Below are 19877 nucleotides of genomic sequence, written 5' to 3'. Positions count from 1 at the left end.
GGGCGAGAGTTTCGGTGCCCAGCTTCTCCTTCGTGAGCAGCTCAGAGCGGTCTGATCCGGACGGGGTCGCCGCCGAAGCGGACGGTGGTGACCGGTTGTTCCGCAACATCAGCGGTTGAATACGTTATCGATAAACTGCTATCTTTCGGCGCGGGAGCGAAGGGCACGCTCCCGGTCACCGGCAACGCGCCGACGAGGGCCACCCACCCTCCCGCCGCCGGCGACCAGTCCGGGCCGCCGTGCCGATGCCCGCCGACCGCAGATCGCCGCCGGAGGACCTCGTTCCTCGCAGGCCCGCTTCTCCCTGTCTTCCCGCAGGCGAAATCCGCACGCGCGGCACCAGCACCGGTCCACCACCACTGGCAAGGAGGCAAGCAACAGTGAAACGTACACAGCTTCTCTCGGTCTTCGCCGCCGCGGCCGTGCTCGTCGCGACGGCGGCCGGCGGCGTGCTGAGCGGCGGCCTCGGCGGCGCGGCGGCAGCCGCGACGAACGGCACCCTCGCGGCGACCGCGGGCTGCGGCAAGGCCCCCACGCTCACCAGCGGAACCCGCACGATCTCCAGCGGCGGACAGAACCGCAGCTACATCCTGCGGATCCCGGACGGGTACGACCGCAACCGCCAGTACCGGCTGGTCTTCGGCTTCCACTGGCTGAACGGTTCGGCGAACAACGTCGCCTCGGCCGGCTACTACGGGCTCCTGCCGCTGTCGAACAACAGCACGATCTTCGTCGCGCCGCAGGGCATCGACAACGGCTGGGCCAACACCAACGGCCGGGACCTGACCCTCTTCGACGACATCTCCCGGCAGGTCGAGAACGACCTCTGTGTCGACACGACCCAGCGGTTCGCGCTCGGTTGGAGCTACGGCGGGGCGATGAGCTACGCGGTGGCCTGCGCCCGGCCCACCGTCATCCGGGCGGTCACCGTCATCTCCGGCGCCAACCTCAGCGGCTGCAACGGCGGCACCCAGCCCGTGGCCTACTTCGGCATCCACGGCATCTACGACAGCGTGCTGAACATCTCCATGGGCCGGTCGCTGCGCGACACCTTCGTCCGGAACAACGGCTGCACCGCGCAGAGCCCGCGCGAGCCGAGCCGGGGCAGCCTGACCCACATCACCACCGCCTACACCGGCTGCCGCGCCGGTTACCCCGTGCAGTGGGCCGCCTTCGACGGCGACCACACCCCCAGCCCGGTCGACGGGTCGTCCAGCCCCAACGACTCCAGGACCTGGACCTCGGGGGAGATCTGGCGGTTCTTCAGCCAGTTCGAGTCCACCACCCCGCCGACGACCACCCCGCCGACCAGCACGCCCACGGCCACGCCGACGACCACGCCGACGGCCACGCCCACGGTCACGCCGACGACCCCGCCCCCGCCGACCGGCGGCTGCGCCGCCACCTACAGCACGGTCAACACCTGGCCCGGTGGCTTCCAGGGTGAGGTCACCGTGACCAACCGGTCCACCGCCGCGATCAACGGCTGGACCGTACGGCTGACCCTGGCCAGCGGCCAGGCCATCAGCAGCCTCTGGAACGGCGTCAACACGGGCACCACCGGCACCGTCAGCGTCCAGAACGCCCCCTACAACGGCGCGTTGGGCGCGAACGCCTCGACCACCTTCGGGTTCACCGCCACCGGCAACGGCGCCACCGCGCCCGGCAACCTCACCTGCACCAGTTCCTGAGCCGACCGGGCCCGGAGCCACCCGGCTCCGGGCCCGCCGGGCTTCAGCGTCGTCCGTCGCCGGGCGGCGCGACGGATTCGCGCATCCGTACGGGCATCGGCACCCGGTACGTGCGGTCGTCCGGCTCGGCGCCCTGGTGCCGCCGTTCGATCTCCGCGAACAGGACGTCGACGCTCTTCCGGCCGAGGTCGTAGTGGGGCAGGGCCACGGTGGTGAGCCGCGGGCGGGTCCAGGCGGCGATGGGGTGGTCGTCGAAGGACACGACGGACACGTCGGTGGGCACCTTCAGGGCGTGGTCGTCGAGCGCCTGGTAGGCGCCCAGAGCCAGCCGGTCGTTCAGGCAGATGAGCGCGCGCGGCCGCTCCCGCTCGAGTAGCTCCCGGGTCGCCTGGTACCCGTACTCCGGCAGCCAGTCGGCGCAGACCCGACCGCTGGCGAGGGCGACGCCGGCCGCGGCGAGCGCCTCGTGGATCCCGGTCAGCCGCTCGATGCCCGCGAGCGCCTCGGGGGGCACGTCCCGCGGGCCCGGCCCGGCGCCGATCGCGTGGATGCCCTCCCGGTGTCCGGCGTCCAGCAGGATGCGCGCCGCGGCCCGACCCGCTTCGACCTCGTCGGGCAGCACCGCGGGGAGGGCGGCGGCCCGCTCGGGTACGGCGTTCAGCAGCACGGCCGGACCGGTCAGGAGCGCGGCCGGGACCTCGACGGCGCGGGTGAACATCGAGGCGAGGATGATGCCGTCCACCCGGCGGTCGTGCATGGCCTGGAGCAGCCCTTGTTCGAGGTCGGCCTCGCCCTCGGTCTCGCCGATGAACAGCATCACGCCGCGTTCCCGGGCCGCCTCCAGCGCACCTTTGATCATGTCCCCGGCGAGGCGGGACGTCGCGACCGTGTCGGACACGAAGCCGATCGTCTGGGTCCGGCCCGTACGCAGGCCGACCGAGACGATGTTGCGGCGGTACTGCAACTCCTCCGCCGACTCGACGACGCGCCGTTCGACGCTCTGCGAGATCCGCATCTCGCGCCCGCGCCCGGACAGCACGAGCGACGCCGTGGTCGGGGAGACGTCCGCATGCCTGGCGACGTCGGCCAGGGTGACCCGTCGTGGGCTCACCGGACCTCCCACTTCATGAATCGGAAACGTCCTTGACATCGGAAGGTGTTCCCGGTCACACTACCCCCCGTCATGCTAATTCGATTTAGCCGCGCACTCGGTCCATCGAGTGCCGAACGGGTCATCACCCGACAGTCGGGGAGTCGGCGGTGGCCCACGGGCCCGCAGAGGAGAACTGTCAGATGAGGAAGGCGATCGAAAGGCGCAGCCTCAGCAGGCGTGCGATTTCGTTGCTCGCGTTCATGTCACTCGGTGCCGGTGCCATCGTCTCCGCGCCGGCCGCCGTCGCGGCCGAGGCCGCGATCGCGGAAGGCGCGACCGTCACGGCGGACACCAGTTCGCCGACCGGCTACACGGTCACATTCGTCTACCGCAACGCCGACGCCACGCAGGTCCGCCTGGCCGGCGACCTGACCCTGCTCGACGTCGCCACCGGCACCACCCGGTACCAGCCGGAAGCCTGGCAGCCGGGGCGGTACCACTCCGGCGGCACCGAGTTCCTCCGGGACATGACCAGGGATTCGAACGGCTACTGGTCGGTCTCGCTCCCGCTGCACGCCGGAGCGCTCAGCTACTGGTACCGGGTCTGGGACCCGACCAAGGGCTGGGCGAACAAGCGCATCTGGGACCCCGCCTCGACGAACCCCCGTCCCCCGGGCGAGTCGTCGTTCCGGGTCCGCAACAACGACGTCCTCGACGCCGTGTACGTGCCGTACGCCGAGAAGCAGAACGACCCGGTGCTCAAGGCGCGCGGGGAGTACGAGCTGCCGATCGCGGACCCCGCGAAGCGCGGCACCGTCACCTACATCCCCTACACCACGATCCTCGGCGACAGCGGCCACTACCTCGGCGTCTACCTGCCGGCCGGCTACGACCCCAACCGGGCGGAGCCGTACAAGGTCGCGTACCTCGCGCACGGCATCTTCGGTGACGAGACCGACTTCATGGTCCCGGCGAACGTCCCGAACATCCTGGACAACATGACGGCCAAGGGCGAGATCGAGCCCACCGTGGTGGTTACCATGGGGAACCACTTCACCGGCACCAGCCTCGGCTTCGCCTCCTACAACCAGACCAACGCCGCCAACAACCTGGTCCAGACGATCCTGCCGCTGATCGAGAAGAACTACCACGTCTCGACCAAGCGCGAGGGACGCGCCTACGCCGGGTTCTCCTACGGCGGCATGACCGGCGCCCACGTCATCCGCGGTTACCCGACCACGTTCGGCTTCTTCGGACACTTCTCCGGTAACCCGGCCCTCACCACTCAGGACTACGACAATGTCGCGGCCGCGGTCGGGGACGACGACCTGTTCGTGTTCCTCGGCAACGGGGTCTTCGAGGGCAACCTCAACGCCCAGAACACCATCGCGAACAACTTCCGGGCCCGTGGCTACACCGCCGCGACCACCCAGGTTCCCGGCGCGCACGACGGGATGACCGCGGGCCAGCTGTTCACGATCTTCGCCCGGGACTACCTGTGGTCGGGCGTCGACTCCGTGTCGGTGACGCCCGCGACCGCGGAGCTGACGAAGGGCTGGAACTGGGTCCGGCAGTTCAGCGCCAAGGTGACCACCAACGAGGGCGTGAGCCCGGCGGTGACCTGGTCGGTCAAGGGGGCGACCTCGGCGGACACCACCATCTCCACCGACGGTCGGCTCTCGGTGGCCGCCACGGAGCAGGCGTCGACGCTCACCGTCGTGGCGACGTCGGTGGTCGACCCGACCAAGTCCGGCTCGGCAACCGTCACCCTGACGGACCCGGGCACGGCGAGGACCGTGGTGAAGGCGAACGCCGCGCCGGCGTCGGTCGTCCGTGGTGACACGTTCACCCTGAACGTCGACGTGCGGGCCCAGACCCAGCACCAGAAGGCTCCGACGGTGACCGGCGAGATCGCCGTCACCTTCGGCGGCAGCACGCAGGTGGTGGCGCTGACCGACGGCGCGGCCGTCGTCGAGCTGCCGACGGCCGGGCTGAAGGCCGGGGGTTACCCGGTCCACGTCGCCTACTCCGGTGACTCGACCTACGCCCCCGACGCCGCGGAGCACCAGCAGCTGCGGGTCCGGTAACCAGTAGGAATGACGGGCCGGCGACCTTGTGTCGCCGGCCCGTCACTCGTCCGGCACCCGCTCAGCGTCGTTCGACGAGGAAGGTCTGGGCCGGAGTGCTGGCGCAGTCGGTCTGGATGAGCTGCACCCCCGCGTCCCGCCGCTCCTCGAAGACCCCGATGCAGTACGCCTTTCCCGGCAGCGAGCGCAGCCGGTAACCGCCGGTGACCGGCTCGAAGGTGAAGTGCTGAACCGGCCGCCCCGCGCCGCAGGCGTCGCCGGCCAGCAGGAGGCCGGCCACCCGACCGTCGTCGTCGATCGTCGCGCAACCGGGGCCGTACTCGGGATGGTCGAGCGTGATCCGGTATGCCGTGCCGGACACCTTCTCGATCGCGATCGGGGGCGACGCCGAGGCGCAGGAGTGCTGGCCCAACACGATCCGACCGGACGCCTTGTAGAGCTCCGGTCCTTCGCCCACGCACAGGCCCGAGAGGGCGACCCGTAGCCGTACCGGACCGGTGGGCAGGCCGGCGGGTGGCCCGGCAGGCGCCGACCGGCCGGTCGCCGGCGTCGTCGGCGGCGACGTACTCGTGCTCGTGCTTGCGCTCGTGCTCGGCCTGGCCGACGCCGTGGGGGCTGCGGAGCGGGACCGAGCCGGGGATCGGGACGGGGACGGGACGCTGGAGGGCACCACCGCCGGCAGGGTCTCGGGGTCGGCCTCGTCGAGCGGTGACTCCGCCGGACCGCCCGACCCCGCGGTGTTGCCGGGCGAGTCGCGCAGGGCGCGGGCCACCACCGCCACCGCGATGGCGGCCATCACCAGCACGAGTACGCCGGAGAGCACCCGACTCGCCCAGCCGGTCCGATACATGATCGGCGGGATCAGCCAACGGTGACCGGCCGGTCGGGGTACGTCCTCCGCCGGGTCGTGCCGGTGCACGCCGACCCACCGCTCGTCCGTCCGCTCCGCGGTCACGCTCGCCAACCGGCCGGCCGACGACGGTTGGTCCGGCTCCCCGGCACCCGGCTCCGTCGGCCCCTCGGTGGCGCCCGGATCGTGCGGCTCGGGCCCCAGGACGCCGGTGCCCGGGTGCTGCGGCGGCTCGGGCCGGAGGCCGCCGGTGTCCGGCGAGGGGACGGGCGACTCCGGGTCGGACAGCGGCACCGACCGCAGCACCGACGCCAGGACGGGCAGGCGCTCCGCGTCCGTCCGCGGGTCGGGGGACCGGCCGTCCTCGTCCGCCGGGCCCCGGCCGGCTGCCGGCTGCTCAGGCGGGCCAGGCGGCTGCTCGTCGGCTGTCGACCCGGGCGGGCCCCCGTCGGTTACCGGCTCGGGCGGCGCAGGCGGCTGCTCGTCGGCTGTCGGCCCGGGCGGGCCCCCGTCGGTTACCGGCTCGGGCGGGGCAGGCGGCTGCCCGTCGGTGAACCGGTGGGGGCCGTCGCCGGCCTCCGGCGCCCGCGCCGACTGGACCGCGAGCCGCTTCCGGGTGGCGAGCCACGACGCGGCGGTGGCCTGGTCCAGGCCGCAGGCCCGGACGAAGGCGGTCACCAGCGCCTCCCGGGGCAGGGCGCTGCGCCCCAGCACGGCGGCGATCGTGCTGTGCGGCAGCACCTCGCCGAACGCGTCCGCCCGGCGCTGCAACTCGCGGAAGGTGTAGCCGGACCACTCCTTCAGCGCCCGCATCGCCGCGACGAACTCCACCGGCGAGGTCGCGGCGAAGGGATCCGGGGCCGACCCGGATCTAGGCTGGACGCCGCCGGCGCCGTCGTCCATCGCGTGGCCCTCCGTCAGTCCACTACGGACAGCAGTGGTGTCGGCACGCGAGATTACACCCCGCAGCCAATGCGCGGGTGCCGGCTGGTGGGTGCGGCGGGACGCCTGCCCGCCACGAACGTGGCGGGCAGCTGTCCCGCCCGGCGAGGCCGGGCGGGACAGCTGCCGACTCTGTGCTGGTGGGATGCCCACGTCAGCGGACCACCACCCACTCGCCGGCCGAGTTCTTGCGGTAGACGCGGCTCTCCAGGCCGATGTACTTCGACGCCGCACCGCCGCCCACCTTCGCGGTGCCGGTCTGGACACAGTCGGGGTGACCGCCCCGGATCTTGACCCTGCCGATCTTCTTGTGCACCTCGAACAGGTACTCGTCGTAGACCGGGGTGACCCGCAGCTGGTACTTGCCCGGCTTCGGCTGGGTGTAGCTGAAGCTGACCCACACCGCCTGCTGCCGCTCGACGTTGAACCCGACCGCCGCCGAAACGACCGACTTCGACAGGCCGAACGTCGCGGAGACGGAATTGTGGACCCGGGTCTCATGTTGCAGCGTGATCACGCTGCCCTTGGCGTTTCCGGTGGCCTGCCAGTTCGCGCCACGCGGCCAGGTCCTGCTCGTACCGACATACCGCGTGTTCCGCACGACCTGGCCGGGCAGCACGCACCGGTCGCCGACGTCGGAGTTGACCGTGCCCTTCGCCGTCGAGGTCGCCGAGTGTCCGGCCGGGGCGGCGGAGGCGATCGCCGACGCGGCGGTCGCTCCGCCACCGACGACCACCGCGGCGACGACGAGTGGGATGAGCTTCGACTTCAGAATTTCCCGAACGGAATGCATGACCACCTCACGGTTGTGGCTGATCGGATGGATGTCGGCGTCGGGCCCGGAACGCCTCGGCAATGAGCACATACGACCGACCGTTGTTCCGCCCAGCCGAAACGGCGTTCGGAACTGATCCGGACAAGGGGCCGCCTCGCCATTCCGTACGGGACTGTCTCGCGCCGGTGTTCCGGACCTTCCCGTACGGCGGCGGGCCTTTCGAGACACCGGCCGAACAGGTGCACTCGTCGCGCAATCCCAACCCTGAGGAGTGGACCATGCTGAAACCGCACGACGATTCCGCGCCCACGCGCACCGTCCCGCCATCGCGACCAGATCCGCGGCACCACACCCGTGGACCCGGCCGGCGAGGCATTCTCGGGCTCCTGCTCGCCCTGACGTTCATCGGCGGCGCACTCGTCGGACTGACCGGCCTCGCCGGCGCCACGGCCGGCGGCGGCTGCTCCGGGAGCATCGCCGAGAAGGCGGTGTGCCAGGCCAGGGCGCAGAAGGGCGACCCGTACGTCTGGGGCGGCAAGGGGCCGAGGGTCTTCGACTGCTCCGGTCTCACCCACTACGCGTACCGAAGGGCCGGGCTGGACTGGCGCTATCGCACCGCGGCCGGACAGTACAGCTACGGGGTGCGCACGGGTCGGACCGTCTCCACCAGCGAGCTGCGTCCCGGCGACCTGCTCTTCTTCGACTGGGACGGCGGCGAGATCGACCATGTCGGCATCTACGCCGGGAACGGCAGGATGCTCCACGCGTCCAGCGGACGAGGGAAGGTCGTCGAGACCAGGCTGAACGGGTACTACCGCAGCCACCTGCTCAGGTCGGCGGTGCGTCCCGCACCCGGTTCGGCGGGATCGGACGACGGAGCGGAACGCAAGCGCACCACCGAGCCGACTTCGAAGCCGACGCGCAGCACCGAGCCCGACCAGATTCCGGTCGTGGTCCTTCCGTTCACCGGCTGACCCCGATCGGAGCCGACATGATGACCAAGCGAATCACCCAGCTGCTTCCGCTGCTGTTCGCCGCCGTGCTGATCGCGGGGGCCCTCGTGATCGCCGGCGGCTTCGCGAACGCGGCGCCCGTCTGCACCGATGCGGTCAGCCCGACCGACGACCGAACCCCCGCGGAACAGGAACCCGACGCGGGACAGGACGGGGACGGCCAGGCCGGCGACGGTGGCAGCGACCAGGAGGCCGACGGCGACGAGGGTGCCGACGGCGACGAGGACGAGGACGCGGGCGGTGACGAGGACGCGGGCGGTGACGAGGACGGCGGCACCGCCGGTGACGAGGACGCGGGCGGTGACCAGGACAGCGACGGTGACCAGGATGCGGGCGGCGACGGTGATTGTGCCGGCGACGACGGGACAGCCGATGCCGACGAGGACCCGGCTGACGAGGGCGGTGTGTCTGACGACTGCCTCGACACGGAACCCGTGGAGCAGCGGGTCGTCTCCGTCGTGCCCACCGGGGTGACCGACCAGCCTGGCGCCGTCGAGCCGAGCGAGCCGACGGCGGACGTCAACGGGGAGAGCGTGCCCTGCGAACGGCCCTGACCCGGTGACCCGTCCCGGGGTGGTCCTCGACATCGGGTGGACCACCCCGGGACGACCCGTGCCAGCCGCCGGCCCGCCAACTCGACCCGTTCGGGCCGGCGCACGCAGTTCCAGGTGAAAAACGGGATCGGTTCCCGCGGGCTTGACGCCTGCGGGTTATTTCATTCTCATCCCCGTGAACTCCCGATCGCCGCCATCAGAGCGGCTCGGAGCTGCGGGCACGGGCCGTGTCCCGTCCGAGGCAGGCCCGATACGGGACAAGGCATTGGCGTGCCGATTCGGGACACGGGCGCGAGCACGTCCCGGTCCGTCCCGTACGGCTTGACGTGTTGGGTAGCGCCTTTCGAACGGCTCTAGTGGTGATCGCAGCCCGGGAACTGCATTCATCCGAACCGAGAAATCGCGAAGGGAATCACCAGAATGAGTCACGACGTACCGACCGCGAACCCGCGTATGTGGGGTCGCCGCACCAATATTCTGTTGCTCGCGGTCGCCTTCACCGTGGTGGCGGGTCTGCTCGCCGGGATCGCCGGGATCTCCGCGGCGAAGTCGCGCGGTGGCCTGCCGGCCGACGTGGTCCGGGCCCTGGACAACGTGCAGCGGACGGGAGAGATGTCCGCAAAGGACCGCGCCGCACTGCGCAAGCACCGGTCGGTCGCCGCTCAGGTGATCGACCCTGCGAAGACCCGAATCGTCGACGTGTCGACCGGTGACACCGACGCGGGGACGGCCTCGCTCGCGGCCGGGGCGCTGACGGCCAACGCCGTAGCGGCCAAGAAGGCCGGTTGCCACCGGGCCGACCGGTACATCTCCTACCGGACGGTGCTCGGCGCCAAGGCGTTCGACTGGCACAAGGTGCTGCACTACTGCTGGTCCAAGAAGGGGAAGGTCACCATCAAGGAGCGCCGGCACTACATCAAGAACAACGACGGTTTCAACTTCGACCGTGGTCTGGTCAGCAACACGCAGAGCGGCAAGGGCACCGCGCACTACGCCTCGACCATGCAGGGCAGGGTCGAGAACTGCGTCACGAAGTACGGGTGCATCTCGGTCAAGAACCCGTACATCCGGTTCGTGGTGAACGGCAAGAAGGGTCTGCCGTACCAGATCTGGATGCGCAAGTAGTCCGCTGATACCGGTGGCCGGCGGGTCCGTGTGCAGCGGACCCGCCGGCCACCGGCGTGCCGGCGCGGGACAGCGCCCGGGGGATCAGCCGGGGGTGCGGCCGACCGCTCGCGACGGCCCCCGATCGCGGTGCGCGACCGCCCAGAGCGCCGCCGTGCCGAGCAGCGCCGCGGCGGGGGCGACCGCCAGGCCGTAGCGGGTGCCGGCCGACACCAGCGGGCCGGCGAGCGCGGAGCCGGCGGCGCTGCCCACCACGAACGCCGTGCTCACCCAGGCGAACGCCTCGGCCACCGTGCCGGGCGCGGCCAGCCGCTCGGCGGTGAGGAAGACGGCGGTCAGCACCGGCGGCAGCGCCAGCCCGCTGACGGCGAGCAGGCCGGCCATCGGGGCCGGGCCGGGCGCCAGCAGCAGCGGCAGGTAGCCGACCGTGAGCGCGGCGGCGAGCAGCGGCAGCCGGCCCGGGCCGCCCGGCCGGGCCCGGGTGTAACACAGGCCGCCGACGAGCGCCCCGGTCGCCTGCGCCGCCAGCAGCCAGCCGCTGAGCCGCCGGTCGCCGGCCGACTCGGCGTAGCCGGTCACCGCCACCGCGATGCTGCCGACCGCCGCGCCGACGCCGACCACGCCGAGCATCATCACCCCGAACCGGGGTACGCGCAGCGGCCCGGCCCAGTGCCGGACCGCGGCCACCCCGCGCCAGGCCCGGGCGGCGGGACTGAGCGCGTACATCGCGGTGCCGGCGAGCTGCACCACGGCGGCGGCGAGCAGCCCGGCGGCCGGCCCACCGACCGTCACCGCGAGCAGGGTGACCAGCGGTCCCACCACGAAGATCACTTCTTGGACGGCGATGTCCACCGTGTACGCCGTGGGCACCGTGGCCGGCGGCAGCAGGGCCGGCCAGAGCGTACGCAGGCACGCCTCCAGCGGCGGGGTGCCGAACCCGGCGAGCGCCGCCCCGGTGACCGCGGCGGCCAGGTTTCCGCCGGTGAGCGCCACCGTGCCGAAGCCGAGGCCGGAGACGAGCGCCGCCGCCCAGAGCACCGGTGGCTGCCGCCAACGGTCCACCGCCCGGGCGAGCAGCGGGGTGCCCACCGCCATGCCGGCGGTGTACGCGGCCACCAGCAGGCCGGCGGCGGCCAGGCTCATCGACTGGCGGGCGAAGAGCAGCAACGCCAGCGGGCCGCTGGCGGTGGGCAGCCGGCCGATCTGGCTGCCGATGAGGACCCGGGTGACCTGCGGCGCGCGCAGCACCGCCCGGATCGAGGTGTCGACGGACATGGGACATCGCTCCCGGAGTGAGGAAAACGGGCGAGGAGGCGTCGGGTGCGTCGGGCGCCTCAGGGAGCGAAGTCGGACCGCTCGTGGTCGTCGCCGTAGAGCGGGAGGGAGGGCGTGATCCACTGCGCGTACGCGGCCGCCGTGGCATGCACCGGGATCACCTGCCGACGGTAACCCAACCGGGGTGGCAGTGGTGACCCGGTCGATGGGTCGCCGTGGGCATCCGGCGGGCCGGCCGCGGCGCCGGTGGGGACGGTGGGGGCCGCCGCGACGGCGTGTTGCGGCGGCCCCCGGATCGGTCAGGGCGTGCTGAGGTCGAAGCGGTTGACGGTGACCGAACCGCCGAGCGACGAGGTGGCGTAGTTGAAGATGCCGTACCGGTAGCCCATGAAGAACGGCCAGTCATTGTTGAGGGTGTACGCCGGCCCGAGCGAGGTGAAGGTGACCCCGTCGGTGCTGTAGGAGAACCTCGCCTGCCGGCCGGTGCCGGGTCTGACGTCCGCGTTGACGCGCAGCCAGATCCGGCCGCCGGACACCGCCGCGCTGGCCCGTTCGGTGCCGGTGCTCGTGGTGTTCCAGTTGCTGTCCATGGACAGGCCGTCGACCATCGAGACCCGGGTCTGGCCGCCGTCGCGGCGCACCCCGATCCAGGCCGAGAGATGTCTCAGCATGGCCAGGCCGGACCGGTCACCGTCGCGCATTGTCGAGTAGTCCAGTTGGATCGTCGCGGTGGACGTCGGCCCCTGGATCCGGTGCGTCAACGTGTTGCGGGCCGCGTACAGGTCGTTGGTGACGGTGGCGGTCTGCAACCGCAGGCCGTTGTTGACCGAGAACTTCGTGGGGTCCGGGTTGTGGTTCCATTCCCAGCGCGGGTCGAGCGTCGGACCGGCGAAGGTGTCCGGGCCGATCATCGACTTGACCTGGCGCGGTGGCCGCGGCACGTTCGGGTACGGGTAGCTGGCGCCCCAGCCGCCGTTCACGGTCTGGACGCTGGGCCAGCCGTCCGAACTCCAGTTGATCGGCGCCATCACCGGGATCCGGCCGCCGGGGTACGCGTCGACGAACGCCATGTAGTACCAGGCGCCGTTCTGGGTCTGCACCAGGCCGCCCTGGTGCGGGATGCCGGCGCCGGAGACCGGGGTCGGCATGTTGAGCAGCACCTGCCGCATCTCGTACGGCCCCCACGGGCTGGTCGAGCGCAGCACGTACTGGCCGTTGGCCGGCCTGGTGACCCAGATGTAGTAGTAGTTGCCGCGCTTGTAGAACCGCGAGCCCTCCAGCGTCCCGACGCTCGACGGCGTGGTGAACACCTGCTGGGCGCGGACCTGACTGGTGCCGTCCGCCGACAACTGGGCCACGCTGAGGGTGCTGTTGCCGTACGCCACGTACATCGTGTCGTTGTCGTCGATGAGTAGCCCGGCGTCGTAGTAGCAGTTGTTGATCCGGGCCTTCTTCTGCCAGGTGCCGTCGACCGCCGACGCGGTGTAGACGTACGTCCGGTTGAACTCCACGCAGCCGAGCCAGTAATAGGTGCTGTTGCTCCTGCGGTAGTTGAACGCCGAGGCCCAGATGCCCTTGACGTAGGCCCGGCTCCCGCTCAGGTTGTAGTTGTTCGAGTCGAAGTCCAGGTTCGGCACCGCGTGCCCGGCGTACTCCCAGTTAACCAGGTCGTACGAGCGCAGGATCGGCGCGCCGGGGGAGTAGTGCATGGTGGAGGCCGTGTAGTAGTACACGTCGCCCACCCGGATGATGTCGCCGTCGGCGAAGTCCTGCCACACGATCGGGTTGGGGTACGTCGACGACGGTGGCCACGGCCCGTCGGTGGGTGGTGGTGGGCTGGTCGGTGAGGTCGTCGGTGACGGGGGCACCGGGGACGGCGTGTCGGTGACCGGCGGCGTGGCCGTCGGCGGGGTGTCCCCGCAGGTGACGCCGTTGAGGGCGAAGGTGGTCGGCACCGGGTTGCTGCCGGTCCAACTGCCGTTGAAGCCGAACGACACGCTGGCGTTCGTACCGATCGCGCCGTTGTAGCTGGCGTTGGTGACGGTGACGTTGGCCCCGGACTGGGTGTAGCTGCCGTTCCACAACTGCTGGATGGTCTGGCCGGCGCCGTAGGTCCAGGTCAGCCGCCAGCCGTTGACCGGGTCGCCCAGATTGGTGATGTCCACGTTGGCGCCGAAGCCACCCGACCACGAGTTGGTGATCGTGTAGGTGACCCGGCAGCCGCTCGCGGCCTGGGCGGACGTGGCGACTATCGCGGCGCCGGTCGTGCTGATCAGGGCGGCCAGCGTGCCGGCCAGCCAGAGTCGTCTGATGCGGTGCACGGCTTTCCTCCGATGCGGGCAGGTGGAACGTGGGTGGTGGGGGCGCGGGAAGGTGCGGTGGGGGTGCGCAGCGGCGCGACGCCCGACGTCCGCTGCGGCGCGCGGCGCCGGCGGTTGGCCCGGACGGGTCGACGGCGGGAAGGGCGGAAGACGTGCCGGTCTCCGGTTGCCCTCGCGGCTCGGCGATCCCGTTGCGGAGCGTGCCCTTCGCTCCGTCGTCGGGAAACTAGCATGTTATCGTTAACATCTTCAATGGGTGAACGTCGATGGATGCATCCACTGAACGCCGCGTTCGCGGTGCCGCGGCCTGGGAGCCGGCGGACCGCTGGGCCGGTGCGCGGGCGACGAGTCCCACGCCCGTGCAACCTTCCGGTCGGCTGGCGCCGTTCTACCTCCGTCACAAGGAGGCAGTCGACGTGAAAGCCGAAGACGAGCAAGCATTCCGCGAGTTCGTGACGTCACAGATGGCGTCGTTGCGCAAGCTCGCGTACCTGACCTGCGGCGACTGGCACACGGCGGAGGACGCCGTGGCCAACGCGCTGGTCAAGCTCTATCCCCGGTGGCGGAAGTTGGACCGGCCCGACCTCTATGTCAAGACCATGGTCTACCGGGCCGCGATCGACGAGACCCGGCGGCCCTGGCGGCGCGAGCGATCGGCCGGCGACGCCATGCCGGACGTCGCACAGCAGGACCCGGCCGCGGCGGCCGACGAGCGGATGCGCCTACGCGCGGCGCTCGACGCGGTGCCGGCCCGGCAGCGGGCCGCCGTCGTACTCCGGCACTACCTGGGTCTGAGCCTGGAGGACACCGCCCGCGTCCTCGACTGCACGGTGGGCACAGCCAAGAGTCAGGTCTCCCGCGGCCTGACGAAGCTGCGCGAGTCACTCGCTGACGAACACATCAATCTCACTGGCAAACCGATGGAGGAGTGGACACATGCAGTTGCCTGATCTGGTGGACGCCGTGACGGCCGACGAGCCGCCGATGACCCGAACCGCCGACGACATCATCGCGGCGGGGCGGCGGGCCGACCGACGCCGCCGGGCCGGGTTCGCGTCGGCCGGCGCGGCCGGTCTGGTCGTGGTCGCGGTCGCCGGCGCGTTCGCGCTGCCGACCCTGAGCACCGAGCCGAACACCCCGGTCACGCCGGCCCCGGCCGGCGCGACGACGGCCGGGACCGCCCCGCCGCCGTTCACCTTCACCTTCCGCGGGTACGACGCCGGCACGCTGCACGTGCAGGACCCGATCGCCACGTCCACCGCGTACCAGATCGCCTCCGTCTATTCCGACAACCACACCTCCAACGACAAGCCGGTCACGGCGGAGGAGGCCGAGGCGCAAAGCGACAGCGTCGAGCGGAAGAGGAACGGGAAGGCCGCCGGGGGGAAACCGAGCCTGTGGGCCTATCTGACCGTCTACCGACCGGGCGCCTTCGACCCCGCCGGGATCAAGGACGGCAGGAACGTCACCGTGGCCGGGCGCAGGGGCGTGCAGGCGACGCTGCCGGTCGGCCTGGACCCGCAGCGCCCAATGGACGCGGGTAACAAGCTGTTCGCCTGGGAGTACGCCGACAATGCCTGGGCGGCCGTCACGTCCTTCTCCAGCGACCGGGCCACCCCGAGCTTCGAGGACCTGGGCGGCCTCGTCGAGGGCCTCAAGCCCAGCCCGCCGAGGCCGGCCCGGGTGCCGTTCACGGTGGGCTACGTGCCAGACGGCTACCTGCCGCTGCAGACCGGCACGCACGCCATGCCCGGGCTCAGCGGCATCGCCACCGCCCGGGCCGGTGACTACGGCGGCGCGACGTACACCCGGCCGGGCCTGCCCACCTCGGGCCTGACCGCGCCGTACGACGCCGTCGAGGGCACCATCAGGGACGGCTTCCACATCTTCGTCACGCCGAGCACCAGCGCGAACCAGTCGCCGGAGGCCGGCACGACGAAGTGCCACCAGGTGGACAAGCGGCGCGCCCGGGAGGTCGGTGTCCCGATCGGCGACTTCTGCAACATCTGGAGCGCCGACGGAAAGATGCTCCTCCAGGTCAGTGCCACGGGGTTCGACAACACCCTGCCGCAGGCCGAGCTGTTGAAGATCGCCAAGGGGATCACGGTCGCCGACGTCGACGACGAGTCGACCTGGACCCCCGCCGCCGACGCCCTGCGGCCGTAACGGCCAGGATCGGACGCCACGGCCCAAGGCTCGGGCTGATCGCCACGGCGACCACGGCACTGTCGACTCGGCAGCGCCGGTCGCCGTGGCGACACCCGGCCGACGTCCGGTCGGGTTCCCGGCGTCGTGGCCCGGGTCGGCGCCGAGAGTCAGCCGTCGGCCTGCGCGGGCACCCGAGGTCCGCGCCCCGCGGTACTGCTGTCCGGAAAGGCGAGCGCGTCGAAGAACTTGTCCGACTCCGCGCCTTCCTGGCGGGCGGCAGTCGGCGAGCCAGCCCGAAAAACGCGGCCCGCAAGGCATCGACGTGTCTACACATCTTGGCAGCGGCGTGCGCCTCCGCTACCGTCCATGGGAACGCTCCCATGAACTTAGACACATCTATGTGATCAGGAGGAAACACGTCGTGGCTATCCTCTCCTCGCTCCGGCGCAGATCGGCGGCCGTCAGCGTGGCGGCCGTCGCGGGCGCCACCGCCGTCGGCGTCTGCCTCGCCGTCGGCAGCGCCTCCGCCGGCACGCTGTCCGGATCGCTCTACCGCGACCCGAGTTCGGCCGTGGTCCGCTGGGTCGCCGCCAACCCCGGCGACTCGCGTACGGCCGTCATCCGCGACAAGATCGCGAGTCAGCCGCAGGCCCGCTGGTTCGCCAACTTCAACCCGTCGACCGTGCAGTCCGAGGTCTCCGGGTTCGTCGGCGCCGCCAACGCGGCGCAGCAGATCCCGGTGCTCTCGGTGTACGAGATCACCAACCGGGACTGCGGTGGGGCCAGCGCCGGTGGGGCGCCGGACCTCAACCAGTACCAGACGTGGGTGTCCAACTTCGCCAGAGGGCTCGGCAACCAGACCGTCATCATCATCCTGGAAACCGACTCGCTCGCCCTGCTGACCTGCCTGAGCAGCGGCGAGATCAGCGCCCGCAACCAGGCGATCACGACGGCCACCCGGACCATCAAGGCGGGCAACCCCAACGCCAAGGTCTACCTCGACGGCGGCCACTCCACCTGGAACAGCGCGAACGAGACGGCCAACCGGCTCCGGGCGGCCGGCGTGCAGTACGCCGACGGCTTCTTCACCAACGTGTCGAACTTCAACTCCACCTCCAGCGAGGCGAACTTCGGCCGGGCGGTCATCTCCGCCCTCAACGGCATGGGCATCTCGGGCAAGCGCCAGGTCATCGACACCAGCCGCAACGGGGGCGCCAGCGGGGACTGGTGCGCCGACGACAACACCGACCGGCGCATCGGGACGTACCCGACGACCAACACCGGCGACGCCAACATCGACGCGTACCTCTGGGTGAAGCCGCCGGGGGAGGCGGACGGCTGCCGCTACACGGCCGGATCGTTCCAGCCCGACCTGGCCTACAGCCTGGCCAACGGCGCGCCCAATCCGCCCACCACCACGCCGCCGACCTCGGCCCCGCCGACCTCGGCCCCGCCGACGACGGCTCCGCCGACCACGGCTCCCCCCACCACCCCGCCGCCGACCGGTAACGGCTGCACCGCGTCGGTCGCGCTCAACCAGTGGTCCGGCGGCTTCACCGCGAGCGTGAACGTCACCGCCGGCTCCGCCGCCATCAACGGCTGGACCGTGACCATCACGCTGCCCGGCGGCACCGCGATCACCGGCACCTGGAACGCCCAGGCCAGCGGCTCCAGCGGGACCGTCCGGTTCACCAACGTGGGCTACAACGGACAGGTCGCCGCCGGCCAGACGACCAACTTCGGCTTCCAGGGCACCGGTAACGGCCCCGGCGCGACGGCCACCTGCGCGGCCGCCTGACCCCACCCGACGCTGCGGCCCGGCGCGGAGGATCACCCTCCGCGCCGGGCCGTTCCCGTCCTGCGGTACGGGCTGGACCTGGCACCCGTGACCATCGTCAATGGAATGACAGAGCCGGAAAGGAGCCGCCATGGACCCGCTGAGGAGGACCGCGCTGGTCGCGGGCGCGTGCTACGTGCTCACCTTCGTCTCGATCCCGACCGTCGCCCTGTACGGTCCGGTGCGCGAGGCGGACTACATCCTCAGCGCCACGTCGGACACTCCGGTCGTCATCGGTGGCATCCTCGAGGTGATCGTCGCCCTCGCCTGCATCGGTACGGCCCTCGTGCTGTACCCGGTGGTCAGGCGGCAGGGCGAGGCGCGGGCGCTGGGCTTCGTCGGTGCCCGGGTGCTCGAAGCGGCCGGCATCTTCATCGGCGTCGCGAGCCTGCTGACAGTCGTGGCGTTGCGCCGGGCCGGGGCCGGCGCGGACACGGCGGTCACCGGCCAGGCGCTGGTCGCCTTCTACGACTCGGTCTTCCTGCTCAGCCAGGGCTTCCTCCCGGCCGTGAACGCCCTGCTGCTGGGTTCCCTGCTCTACCAGTCACGCCTGGTGCCGCGGGTGCTTCCGGTGCTCGGACTCGTCGGGGCGCCCCTGCTCGTCGTCTCCGACGTCGGCACCCTGTTCGGCCTCTGGGACCGGCTGTCGCCGGTGGCGGCGGTCGCGGCCCTCCCCATCGCGGTGTGGGAGTTCTCGCTGGGTGTCTATCTGATCGTCAAGGGCTTCCGGCCCTCCCCGGTCACCGCGGAACTGGTCACCGTCCCCCGGCCCGTCGCAGCGCGGTGACGTCCCCGGACCGGCCCGCGCCCAGCGGGAAGCGGTAAACGACGCATCGGCAGCGGTCGGCCGACGGTGCGCGGACAATGGGGGAATGAAGCGAGAGGTACGCCTGATGCGGTTGACCGGGACGCGCGCCGACGGCGCGGTGGCGACCGGGGCTCGGGCCGCGGGGGCCGCGTCGGCCGGTGCCCTCGCCGTCGGGGCGCTGGCCGTCGGGGCCGTGGCCGTCGGGGCGCTGGTCATCGGGCGGCTGGCTGTTCGCCGGGCGGTCGTACGGGAGCTGCGCGTCGGTCGGTTGGAGATCGATGAGCTGGTGGTGCACAGCCGACCCGACGTCGAGGAATGATCCGAGCGGGCTGTCTCCCCGCATTCGTGGCGGGCGGACTGCGGGTCCACGGTGTCAGGACCCGGCGCAGCACCTCATCCTGCTCGTAGCCGACGCGCCGCCCCCACGGTCGTGCCGGCCCGGCAGACCGTCACCGTCGACCGTGACGCCGACAACCCGGGTCAGTGGATGACCCACTGCCACAACGCCTATCACGCCGGGGCCGGCATGATGATCAATTTGGCGTACGTGTCCTGACGGGTGCGGTGGCCGGACCTGTCCGGCCACCGCGCCACACCGTCAGATCCTCGCCAGAATGTCCTTCATCGTGTCGATCTCGGTCTGCTGGGTGGTGCTGATCCGCCCGGCGAGCTCCTTGGCGTCGCTGTTGGCGCCCTGGGCGGCCTCGGTCCGGGCCATGGTGATCGCGCCCTCGTGGTGGGCGATCATCATGGTGAGGAACTGCCGGTCGAAGTCGCGGCCCGAGGCCGCCGCCAGCCGGGTCATGTCGGCGTCGGACATCATGCCCGGCATGCCGTGATCCATTCTCGGCATCCCGGAGCCGGTCGGGCTGGCGCTGCCGCCGTGGTTCATCCCCGGCATTCCGCTGCCGCCCTGGCTCATCCCCGGCATGGCGCTGCCGCCGTGGTCCATGCCCGGCATGCCGCTGCCGGGCACGGCGGTGGACGTCCCGGTGGGCGTCGGCGCGCCCCAGGCGGTCAGCCAGCCGCTCAGCGTGGCGATCTCCGGCGCCTGGGCGTCCTTGATCTGGGCGGCGAGCTGCTTGACCTGCGGGTCGGTGGCCCTTGTGGCGGCCAGGTCGGCCATGGCCACGGCCTGCTGGTGGTGCGGGATCATCATCTGCGCGAACATCACGTCCGCCGCGTTGTGCGCCGCGACCGAGGTGCTGTCGGCCGGGACGGTGGCGGTGGGCGAGCCGTGTCCGCCGCCGGTCGCGCTGTGGTCGTCGCTGCTGCCGCAGCCGACCAGGAAGGCGGCGGCGGTGAGGCTCACGCCGGCCACGAGGGCACGGCGCAGGAAGGTTCGGGACATGACGAAG

At 71.5% G+C, this 19877-nt stretch carries 16 protein-coding genes and 1 pseudogene; 11 read left to right on the top strand and 6 right to left on the bottom strand.

The window, feature by feature from the left end:
- Positions 1-380: 380 nt before the first annotated feature.
- Complete coding sequence (locus tag K7640_RS07475) at positions 381-1691, top strand: cellulose binding domain-containing protein (protein WP_308042480.1); 1311 nt, start codon at positions 381-383, stop codon at positions 1689-1691.
- A 43-nt stretch (positions 1692-1734) separates the two neighbouring features.
- Here K7640_RS07475 and K7640_RS07470 read toward each other — a convergent pair whose 3' ends face one another.
- On the bottom strand, positions 1735-2802 hold the full coding sequence (locus K7640_RS07470) for a LacI family DNA-binding transcriptional regulator (protein ID WP_222953973.1): 1068 nt from the start codon (positions 2800-2802) through the stop codon (positions 1735-1737).
- A gap of 242 nt (positions 2803-3044) precedes the next feature.
- Between K7640_RS07470 and K7640_RS07465 the strand changes: the two genes are divergently transcribed.
- A complete protein-coding gene (locus K7640_RS07465) occupies positions 3045-4871 on the top strand; it encodes an alpha/beta hydrolase-fold protein (RefSeq protein ID WP_222953972.1) in 1827 nt (608 codons plus the stop codon).
- Between the two features lie 61 nt (positions 4872-4932).
- Here K7640_RS07465 and K7640_RS07460 read toward each other — a convergent pair whose 3' ends face one another.
- The gene (locus K7640_RS07460; protein WP_222953971.1) at positions 4933-6624 is read right to left on the bottom strand and encodes a hypothetical protein; all 1692 of its coding nucleotides are present in this window, start codon (positions 6622-6624) and stop codon (positions 4933-4935) included.
- 193 nt (positions 6625-6817) lie between these two features.
- Positions 6818-7456, bottom strand: coding sequence for a hypothetical protein (locus K7640_RS07455; protein ID WP_222953970.1), 639 nt, complete (start codon positions 7454-7456; stop codon positions 6818-6820).
- 62 nt (positions 7457-7518) lie between these two features.
- Between K7640_RS07455 and K7640_RS07450 the strand changes: the two genes are divergently transcribed.
- From K7640_RS07450 to K7640_RS07440, 3 genes are all read left to right on the top strand, one after another.
- Positions 7519-8412: a C40 family peptidase gene (locus tag K7640_RS07450; RefSeq protein ID WP_222953968.1), complete on the top strand. Its 894-nt coding sequence runs from the start codon at positions 7519-7521 to the stop codon at positions 8410-8412.
- Positions 8413-8429: 17 nt separating this feature from the next.
- Positions 8430-9005, top strand: a complete 576-nt coding sequence (locus K7640_RS07445; protein WP_222953967.1) for a hypothetical protein — start codon at positions 8430-8432, stop codon at positions 9003-9005.
- Positions 9006-9425: 420 nt separating this feature from the next.
- Positions 9426-10130 carry a hypothetical protein gene (locus K7640_RS07440; protein WP_222953966.1) on the top strand — a complete coding sequence of 235 codons (705 nt, stop codon included), beginning with the start codon at positions 9426-9428 and terminating at the stop codon, positions 10128-10130.
- An 84-nt stretch (positions 10131-10214) separates the two neighbouring features.
- Here the strand turns inward: K7640_RS07440 and K7640_RS07435 are convergent, their stop codons facing one another.
- Both K7640_RS07435 and K7640_RS07430 read right to left on the bottom strand, forming a co-directional pair.
- Positions 10215-11405, bottom strand: a complete 1191-nt coding sequence (locus K7640_RS07435; RefSeq protein WP_222953965.1) for an MFS transporter — start codon at positions 11403-11405, stop codon at positions 10215-10217.
- Between the two features lie 299 nt (positions 11406-11704).
- Entirely contained in the window at positions 11705-13717 is a 2013-nt protein-coding gene (locus K7640_RS07430; RefSeq protein WP_374198071.1) for a family 43 glycosylhydrolase, read from the bottom strand.
- Between the two features lie 425 nt (positions 13718-14142).
- Here K7640_RS07430 and K7640_RS07425 point away from each other — a divergent pair, with 425 nt between their 5' ends.
- The 6 genes and pseudogenes from K7640_RS07425 to K7640_RS07400 all read left to right on the top strand — a co-directional run.
- Positions 14143-14676 (top strand): SigE family RNA polymerase sigma factor, encoded by a 534-nt coding sequence (locus tag K7640_RS07425; RefSeq protein WP_222953963.1) that lies wholly within the window; start codon positions 14143-14145, stop codon positions 14674-14676.
- On the top strand, positions 14663-15892 hold the full coding sequence (locus K7640_RS07420) for a hypothetical protein (RefSeq protein WP_222953962.1): 1230 nt from the start codon (positions 14663-14665) through the stop codon (positions 15890-15892). Before K7640_RS07425 ends, K7640_RS07420 begins: the two co-directional genes overlap by 14 nt.
- A 403-nt stretch (positions 15893-16295) precedes the next feature.
- Positions 16296-17672, top strand: coding sequence for a glycoside hydrolase family 6 protein (locus tag K7640_RS07415; RefSeq protein ID WP_222953961.1), 1377 nt, complete (start codon positions 16296-16298; stop codon positions 17670-17672).
- A 130-nt stretch (positions 17673-17802) separates the two neighbouring features.
- On the top strand, positions 17803-18498 hold the full coding sequence (locus K7640_RS07410) for a DUF4386 domain-containing protein (RefSeq protein ID WP_222953960.1): 696 nt from the start codon (positions 17803-17805) through the stop codon (positions 18496-18498).
- An 85-nt stretch (positions 18499-18583) separates the two neighbouring features.
- The gene (locus K7640_RS07405) at positions 18584-18838 is read left to right on the top strand and encodes a hypothetical protein (RefSeq protein WP_222953959.1); all 255 of its coding nucleotides are present in this window, start codon (positions 18584-18586) and stop codon (positions 18836-18838) included.
- 117 nt (positions 18839-18955) lie between these two features.
- A pseudogene (locus tag K7640_RS07400) lies at positions 18956-19075 on the top strand (multicopper oxidase domain-containing protein); the annotation flags it as partial.
- 42 nt (positions 19076-19117) lie between these two features.
- Here K7640_RS07400 and K7640_RS07395 read toward each other — a convergent pair.
- Positions 19118-19870, bottom strand: coding sequence for a DUF305 domain-containing protein (locus tag K7640_RS07395; RefSeq protein WP_222953958.1), 753 nt, complete (start codon positions 19868-19870; stop codon positions 19118-19120).
- Positions 19871-19877: the final 7 nt, after the last annotated feature.

The sequence above is a fragment of the Micromonospora sp. PLK6-60 genome, from assembly GCF_019890675.1.
GTDB lineage: Bacteria > Actinomycetota > Actinomycetes > Mycobacteriales > Micromonosporaceae > Micromonospora.
Note: the sequence above shows the minus strand (reverse complement) of the source record. Positions and strands in the feature narration are given on the sequence as shown.

Coding starts and splice junctions, on each gene's coding strand:
- K7640_RS07465 (WP_222953972.1), top strand. CDS start 3,045: ATGTCACTCGGTGCCGGTGCCATCGTCTCCGCGCCGGCCGCCGTCGCG.
- K7640_RS07460 (WP_222953971.1), bottom strand. CDS start 6,624: ATGGACGACGGCGCCGGCGGCGTCCAGCCTAGATCCGGGTCGGCCCCG.
- K7640_RS07455 (WP_222953970.1), bottom strand. CDS start 7,456: ATGCATTCCGTTCGGGAAATTCTGAAGTCGAAGCTCATCCCACTCGTC.
- K7640_RS07450 (WP_222953968.1), top strand. CDS start 7,519: ATGAGCACATACGACCGACCGTTGTTCCGCCCAGCCGAAACGGCGTTC.
- K7640_RS07445 (WP_222953967.1), top strand. CDS start 8,430: ATGATGACCAAGCGAATCACCCAGCTGCTTCCGCTGCTGTTCGCCGCC.
- K7640_RS07440 (WP_222953966.1), top strand. CDS start 9,426: ATGAGTCACGACGTACCGACCGCGAACCCGCGTATGTGGGGTCGCCGC.
- K7640_RS07435 (WP_222953965.1), bottom strand. CDS start 11,405: ATGTCCGTCGACACCTCGATCCGGGCGGTGCTGCGCGCGCCGCAGGTC.
- K7640_RS07420 (WP_222953962.1), top strand. CDS start 14,663: ATGCAGTTGCCTGATCTGGTGGACGCCGTGACGGCCGACGAGCCGCCG.
- K7640_RS07410 (WP_222953960.1), top strand. CDS start 17,803: ATGGACCCGCTGAGGAGGACCGCGCTGGTCGCGGGCGCGTGCTACGTG.
- K7640_RS07405 (WP_222953959.1), top strand. CDS start 18,584: ATGAAGCGAGAGGTACGCCTGATGCGGTTGACCGGGACGCGCGCCGAC.
- K7640_RS07395 (WP_222953958.1), bottom strand. CDS start 19,870: ATGTCCCGAACCTTCCTGCGCCGTGCCCTCGTGGCCGGCGTGAGCCTC.